The 7,513-nt window shown below is 40.0% G+C and carries 7 protein-coding genes; all 7 read left to right on the top strand.

What is annotated here, in order from left to right; all coding sequences use genetic code 11:
* The first annotated feature begins 229 nt into the window (after window positions 1-229).
* The 7 genes from QZZ23_RS01515 to QZZ23_RS01485 all read left to right on the top strand — a co-directional run bounded on the left by QZZ23_RS01515 (window position 230) and on the right by QZZ23_RS01485 (window position 7,498).
* Entirely contained in the window at window positions 230-1,141 is a 912-nt protein-coding gene (locus QZZ23_RS01515) for a hypothetical protein (RefSeq protein ID WP_292466419.1), read from the top strand.
* A gap of 55 nt (window positions 1,142-1,196) precedes the next feature.
* Window positions 1,197-2,048, top strand: a complete 852-nt coding sequence (locus QZZ23_RS01510; RefSeq protein WP_292466418.1) for a hypothetical protein — start codon at window positions 1,197-1,199, stop codon at window positions 2,046-2,048.
* Between the two features lie 887 nt (window positions 2,049-2,935).
* Window positions 2,936-3,625, top strand: a complete 690-nt coding sequence (locus QZZ23_RS01505) for an ABC transporter ATP-binding protein (RefSeq protein WP_292466438.1) — start codon at window positions 2,936-2,938, stop codon at window positions 3,623-3,625.
* Between the two features lie 26 nt (window positions 3,626-3,651).
* Window positions 3,652-5,016 carry a COG1361 S-layer family protein gene (locus QZZ23_RS01500; protein WP_292466417.1) on the top strand — a complete coding sequence of 455 codons (1,365 nt, stop codon included), beginning with the start codon at window positions 3,652-3,654 and terminating at the stop codon, window positions 5,014-5,016.
* A complete protein-coding gene (locus QZZ23_RS01495) occupies window positions 5,013-6,248 on the top strand; it encodes an ABC transporter permease (RefSeq protein WP_292466416.1) in 1,236 nt (411 codons plus the stop codon). The genes QZZ23_RS01500 and QZZ23_RS01495 overlap by 4 nt, the downstream gene beginning before the upstream one ends.
* Window positions 6,249-6,413: 165 nt before the next feature.
* A complete protein-coding gene (locus tag QZZ23_RS01490) occupies window positions 6,414-6,815 on the top strand; it encodes a hypothetical protein (protein ID WP_292466415.1) in 402 nt (133 codons plus the stop codon).
* 221 nt (window positions 6,816-7,036) lie between these two features.
* Window positions 7,037-7,498, top strand: coding sequence for a MarR family transcriptional regulator (locus tag QZZ23_RS01485; RefSeq protein ID WP_292466414.1), 462 nt, complete (start codon window positions 7,037-7,039; stop codon window positions 7,496-7,498).
* Window positions 7,499-7,513: the final 15 nt, after the last annotated feature.

Below are 7,513 nucleotides of genomic sequence, written 5' to 3'. Positions count from 1 at the left end.
ATTTAATTTTTATTAAATTGTATGGGGGATTGATAGCAGTTTATCGAAATCCTCTCTGTTTAATTCAGGGTTTATGTATGTGTGCATTTTATCCCTATCAAGTGGCATGCATTTATATATTATTCAGTCTCTTTAAATACAAAGAAAACGTTTAAGTTAGATTACCCTCTGTTTACCTGTTGTGGAATCTGATATATATTCTAATATGTTCTTAAAGATGTGATCTCCAATGAAAAGGATGCCTTTTGTAGTGTTGGTATTTCTCATGTTACTCGTTGTAATTTCGGGTATGGTGGATTCAGGGGATATGCAACAACATCCTGATGAAAGAGAGGATCGTGGCGATCTTCTGCACAAGTCTCCTTTTACTGTGCGGGAATCGCCTCATGAGGATGAGTATCTCATCGATAAGTTCTCACGTTTATCTCCTTTAGATGAGACAGCTTTCCTTGAGGACAATATTCATAAATCTGAGGACATGGTAGTGCGTCTTGATAAGGTAATTACAGGTCTGAAAGCAGAAGGTAACGATATCAATGAACTGGAACAGACCGTTAATGATTATTCCAGATTCGTGTCTGAAGCCCGGACATACTTGGCACAGGCTGAAAATTCTTCTTTAGAAGCAGATAAGGAACAGTACCTTAAATTGTCACGGGAGAGTATCATTCGTGCAAATTCAGAACTTAAGCCTATATTTGATGAGATAAAATCATATCTTCCAGGTCCTTTGCTTATTTCAGAGAACAGTAGTCTGGTTGCCAGAGGCAGTGGTATTTCTATATTGTCCGGGGACTTAGATGTGGACTTTTTCCTGTCAGAAGGCAGATTCTCTATAGTTGACTTTTCAGGTGACGTTCAGATTAAAATGGAACAGGATTTTGAGAGTGAGGAAATGCCCGAAAGAGGTCCGGATAATGGTTTAATGGTTCCGCATGAGGCATTTTCATATGCGAATGTGACAGGCAACGTATCAGTTTCAGGTTCTGAATTTACTGTTGCCATGATGGCAGATAATATAATTCTTCGTACAACAGGTACAGGCGAAGCTGAACTTATTGGGGAAGGAGTTTATTATTTTGATGATGGTACTGTCAGAAATGAGAGTAACTGGGTACAACCAATATTTGAGAGTGGTTGATATAAGGTCCGGGTTGTGTAATATGAGAGTAATATCCTGCATTAGCTGTATTGTCATGATCTTACTATTGTCAGGCATCACCGGAGCAGCTGAGATTGCAACTGTGCACGGCGTAGCTTATGAATGGAGTACATTTGAGCCACTTGACAATGCAATAATAGAGGTGAACTCCACACCATCACAATCAATGGTTGCAAAATATGGTGTTTACTCCTTTGAGTTAACAAACGGGACGTATAATATCACTGCAAGTTATTATGAAGATGACCAGTTAACCTACTACGCAGAAGATATTATCATTGTCTTCGATGAGGGAAGTTATGTTCTGGATCTTCTGCTCCTGCCATCCTATTCTAGTTCCAGTGAAGGATCTACAGGTGAAAGTACCACTTCTACTCCTGACAAGAGTCGTTGGATCCTTATTAGGGCTATAGTCGTTTTTGCTCTCCTTCTGGTTGTTCTGGTATCACAGATAATGAAGAAGCCAAAGTCCCCTATAACAAAGAAATTAAAACCGGAAGCATCTCCTTATGTTGTTCCTGAGAACAAAGTAAAGGTTGTTGAAGATATTGAGGAAGGACCGGAGTTTGAAGTGACAGAAATGGATGCTGGTCCAACTACAGATGAAATCATTGATGAACCCTTAAGTATTTCTCTGCGGGATGATATTAAAGTAGAAGTTCCAATTCTTTCCGATGAACCCGTTCCGGCAGACCTTCAGGAAATACTTGATATCTTGATATCACAGGGTGGAAGAATGACGCAGAAAGACATGCGTAAGCGCCTTAAATACTCTGAAGGTAAGGTCAGTCTCATGCTTCTTGACCTTGAAAAGAGGGGCAAGATTCAGAAATTCAAGAAAGGACGTGGGAATGTTCTGTTCCTGGTAGATGAGGAAGATAATTGATCCTCCCTTTTGATTTGAACTATCCGGTTTGTGGAAGTATTTTTGTGAGTCGGTTTTGATAATTTTTTTGAGTATCCTTTTATAGTGCTTATTTAGCAAAATAAAGTCTAATTAGACGTTTGATAATGTTTTAAAACCTATTTAATGATTTTATTTTATTATGGTTGCATGAAAAAGCTTCATTGTTAAATATTTCTATTTTTCAATCTATTTTCCTGTAAGTATCCTTTTATTAAAAATAATCAATTGGGAATTGTCCAGCAAATGATTGCTGAAACATACCATCCAAGTTTGGTGATACCTAACCCCCAACCACATCCAATTCGGTGTCACCGACATACCAACAACCAACCACCCCACTCGTATAAGAGATACCTGCTACTTATCCGTCAGGTGTCCCTTATTCGAAATTGGAGACAAAAATGAAAGATATGAATACACAGATCAAGTTAATAGGTTTTATTCTGCAGGATTCTGAATGTCATCAGAAAACTCAATCTGGGTCTGGATATGTTCTCTCTTCTTTGTATGGGAAACTAAGTTTGGAACAGATGGTTCGTTTGTTGAACATATCTTCTTTAGGTGAGAATGAATCTCAAAATGAATTCTGTATTTATATTAACATATGAGTTACACATATTTTAATTAGTATAATAATATATAATAGTTGATTATTCGGGATCTAAATATTGAGGCTGATCATGGAAGAGAATCTTACGAATGTGAAAAACAAGTCTTCAGATGATTATATTGAGATTGTTAAGAATATCACTGATAAGGCTAATGTGGAAAACAAGTCTTCAGATGATTCTATTAAGATTTTTAAAAATGTCATCGATAAATCGAATGTAGAAAATAACTCTTCAGGCAAGAATCCTGAAACTCTCATGCGCCTTACTGATGTGTGGAAAATATACAAGATGGGTGAGGTCGAGTTTGCAGCTTTGAAAAACGTTGATCTTGAGATATTTCACGGTGAATTTATCGCTATACTTGGACCTAGTGGAAGCGGAAAGAGTACGATGATGAACCTTCTGGGATGCCTTGACCTCCCAAGCAAGGGTGTTGTTGAACTGAATAATAAGGATATTTCCAAAATGAAGGAATCAGAGCTTGCTCAGATCAGGGGACAACTAATAGGTTTCATTTTCCAGCAATTCAATTTGATACCTACTTTGAACACAATTGAAAATGTCATGCTTCCTCTCGAATTCCAGGAAGCAGATTCAGATTTTTCATGGAAGAGAGCAGAAGCTCTCCTTGAGGTAGTCACTCTTTCTGATAAAAAGTACAATCTTCCTTCACAATTATCTGGAGGTCAAAGGCAACGAGTTGCAATTGCAAGGTCTCTGGCAGTTGACCCCAAGGTAATTCTTGCAGATGAACCAACCGGGAATCTGGATAGTGAAACAGGAAACTATATTCTTGAATTTTTAAGCAATCTTCATAAAAATGAGGGTAAAACTATCATAATGATCACCCATGATCCCGCTCTTACAAAGTATGCAGATCGTGTGGTTCATATCAGAGATGGAATGGTTGACAGTATAGAGATAAAAAACAGTGAAGCGATGTGATTTTAATGAGAAAAATTTTGATATTGATGTTAATTCTGATCCTGTCACTAAGCACTGCATCGGCCGGTATCTCCGCCGGTGTATCAGGAGTGGAAGTGGATCTGATGACCCAGAGTCCGAACCCGGCAAGACCCGGTGAAACAGTAGAACTTACTATAAGTGTTCAGAATGTAGGAAGTAATGACCTTACAGATGTGGTAGTTGAGATAGAACCGGAGTATCCCTTTTCACAGGTATCCGGAGAATCATTAACTAAAACAATATCCTTCCTTGAAGCTCGTCAGGATGAAGAAGATGCAACTCTTGTCAAATTCAAACTGAAGGTGGATGCGGATGTTGCAGAGGATATCTATGGTATAGATGTAGTTGTCAGCGACAGTGACACTGATTCAAGTGTCTCGACAACCGTTGATGTGGATATACAGGGTAAGGAGTACGCACAGGTTGTCACAATAAGTGAATCTAATATTGATGTTGCAACCGTGGAACCTATAGAATTTGTAATTACCAATACAGGAAGTTCTCCACTCAAGAACATGGCAGTTTCATGGGATGAGTCAACAGGTATTATTCTGCCTGTGTATTCATCCAATACCAAGTACATAAGTTATCTTGATGTGGGTGAATCAGTATCAGTAGCATACTCTGTAATGGCAGATGTGAATGCAGATCCGGGATTGTATCAGCTTGATATCACCCTGGAATTTGAGGATTATGATTCAAACATCAATACTATCGAAACCAAGGCAGGTATGTTTGTGGGAGGAGCCACTGACTTTGACCTGAGTTACTCTGAGAGTGATGAAGGTGAGGTTTCCCTGTCCCTTGCGAACGTAGGTAACAATGAAGCTTACTCGGTCAAGGTATCAATACCTGAGCAGGATAACTTCCAGGCCACTGGCAGCACATCTACAATAGTCGGCAACCTTGAGAAGGGAGATTATACCATAACATCATTCTCAATATCCCAGGTGGGTTCTATTTCTTCCAATGATGACGATTCGTCCGGTACGGCCCAGGCACGTCCGGACTTTTCAGAGATGACAGATGAGGAGATAACAGCAAGGCAGGAACAGATGGAATCTGAAAATGAGCTTCTTGTTCTAATTGAGTACACAGACTCAGCAGGTCAGAGAAACTCAGTTGAGAAAACGGTTCAGATAGAAGAGCTAACTGGTGGTACCATGGCAGCAGGAACGGGTCCTGGTAGCCGGGCTAATCAGAGTTCATCAACTAACAGTTACTTGTTCTATGGTGCTGCACTTTTGATAGTCTTGGCTGTAGGATTCAATTACAGGAAAAAGAAGATGCTCAAAGAAGGTACCTATGAACCTCTAAGTGTAGAAATTAAGAACCTTAAAGATAAGATCTTGAAGAAGGAAAAGCAATGAGGCGAAGTACCTATCTGAAGCTTGCTACAAATATCCTGATTCACAGTAAGATCAGAAGCTGGCTCACTATCATAGGTATCGTTATTGGTGTTGGCTCTGTGGTCACTATCATGGCGCTCAGTGATAGTATGAGTGCAGATATGGAATCAAGATTTGCTGACATGGACCTTACATCAATAACCGTCACCCCGGGTTATACCAAGGCTCAGTCAGGTTTTGGTCCCGGTCGGGAAACTGATACCTCTTCATCTTCTTCGGATGCAGAACTGACAGATAAGGATATAATGGCCATAAAACTGGTTGAGAATATCGATTACATATATGGTCAGATATCCGGCAACGGGATGGAAGTGTATTTCATGGGTGAGGCCGCCGATCTTTCTGTGAAAGGGGTCGACCCGCAGGTATGGCAGTATACTGTGACGTACGATCTGGAATCAGGCAGATTGCTGGAAGCCACTGACAACAATGTTGTAGTAATAGGATACAGGATAGCCCATGAAATGTTCGATGAGGAAGTAGGCCTTAACCGTGTGCTTACTATCGAAGGTAAGTCTTTCAGAGTTGTGGGCATACTGGACAATGGTGAAAGTGATAGTTCTATCATCATGCCAATAGATGCAGCAGTGGATATCATAGATAATGCAGAGCGTGATGTTTTTGATTCTATAGTCGTAAAGGCAGACGACGTCGATAATGTGGAGACTGTGGTGGATGCTGTCGAAGAGAAACTTATGATATCCAGGCATATCGTTAATGACGACGATCGGGATTTCACTGTGTCCGATTCACTTTCACAGGCCGAATCCGCAAGTGAGATGATGGACTCAATGACCCTCTTCTTGGGAGCCATAGCAGGTGTATCTCTTGTAGTTGGTTCTGTGGGAATAGCAAACACAATGTTCACATCTGTCATGGAAAAGACCAAGGAGATCGGGACAATGAAAGCCATCGGCGCTAAAAATAGTGATATTATGATGATATTTCTGGTAAATTCCGCGTTGGTAGGTTTTGTAGGTGGTGTGCTCGGCATAGTACTGAGTCTTGGATTGACCTCTATGCTGCCGTACCTTGGAATTTCAATTATGCGTTCATCTATGGGTTCAACGATAGCTCCTGATCTCATGCTAATGGGAATCTCCATTGCAGTAGTTATCGGAGTGCTCTCAGGTGTAATACCTGCATACAACGCATCGAAGATGAAGCCAGTGGATGCACTGAGATACGAATAAACAAGTAATATTAAGATTCCTCTCCTGAAGGGAATTGGCAGGTTTCATATGGAGTTTTAACGCTTCATATGACCCCTTTACTATATTCAGGAACAAGTGGGGGAAGTAAGGAAAAAATAAACATGATTGAATAGAGGATTGTATAGAAAAGTAAGGTTAAATGCTATGAAGAAACTGATATTGTTTACATTTGTGGCACTTTTACTTCTGTTTTCGGCTTATTCTGTGGCTGCTGAAAATGATGATTCGACTCTCTCCTTTTCTTCTGTTTCCATAGAGGATGGTGTTTCAGTTTGCATGCAGGCTAAAGCCCAGCAGATATACTATGCGATCAGTCAGCAGTTCTTTAATTCCAATATGGGTCAGAGATTAGGACTTGGACAAGGTCAAATGCAGAATACTCAGAACATGCAGACTCTGCAAGCTCCACAACAGAATAATATGCAAAACCAGAACATGCAGAATATGAGACTACAGGCTCAGCAGAGTGAAATGAATACTGCTCCTTCAAATATGCCTGCCAGGATTGCAGACTATCAATTTTATGGGAGAAATCGTGTTTTTTAACTCCGGTATTCAGAAAAAGAGTTAAAGTCAACTGATTATTTTATTGATATTTTCGAATCGTACCGGCTTCGCCGGACCCTTCGGGATGGTTTTAGTTATTCACGACTTTCGATTAGTCAAACTTTTCATCCCCATATTCATTATTTCCATATCATTTATATATTAGTTTCACGTTAAACGATATAGTTTCATGTGAAACTAATGTGTGTGGAGTGATGTTAGTGAGGCAATCTGAACGAATCGGTGCGAAAATAGCTTTCATCTTCTCGCATAATCATCTTTACATTGAGAATGCACTCGGGTCTTATAATCTGAAAGGACCGATGTTTGCATTTTTACTAACGCTCTCACATAAGGGTGGCTGTTCTCAGGAAAGCCTTGCACGACATCTCAACCTGAGCAAAGCCACTGCAACACGAGCCATAGTGGCTCTTGAAAAAGAAGGTTACATCTATCGTGAAAAGGACGAGGATGACCGAAGGATATACCGTGTTTTCATCTCGGATAAAGGCAGGGAGATAATCCCGCTGATAAATAAAACCCTCTACGAGTGGAACCAAATCCTCCTTTCAGAATTCACAGAAGAAGAGGAAACCATTTTCAGGAAACTTCTGGACAAAGGCAGAAATACCCTAATAGAATTTGACAAAAAGTCAGAGAATAAAAAACAAACTAGCATTTGATATCAGGATAACTTC

The sequence above is a fragment of the Methanolobus sp. genome (genome assembly GCF_016278385.1).
Taxonomy (GTDB): domain Archaea; phylum Halobacteriota; class Methanosarcinia; order Methanosarcinales; family Methanosarcinaceae; genus Methanolobus.
This window is presented reverse-complemented; position numbering and strand designations above follow the sequence as displayed.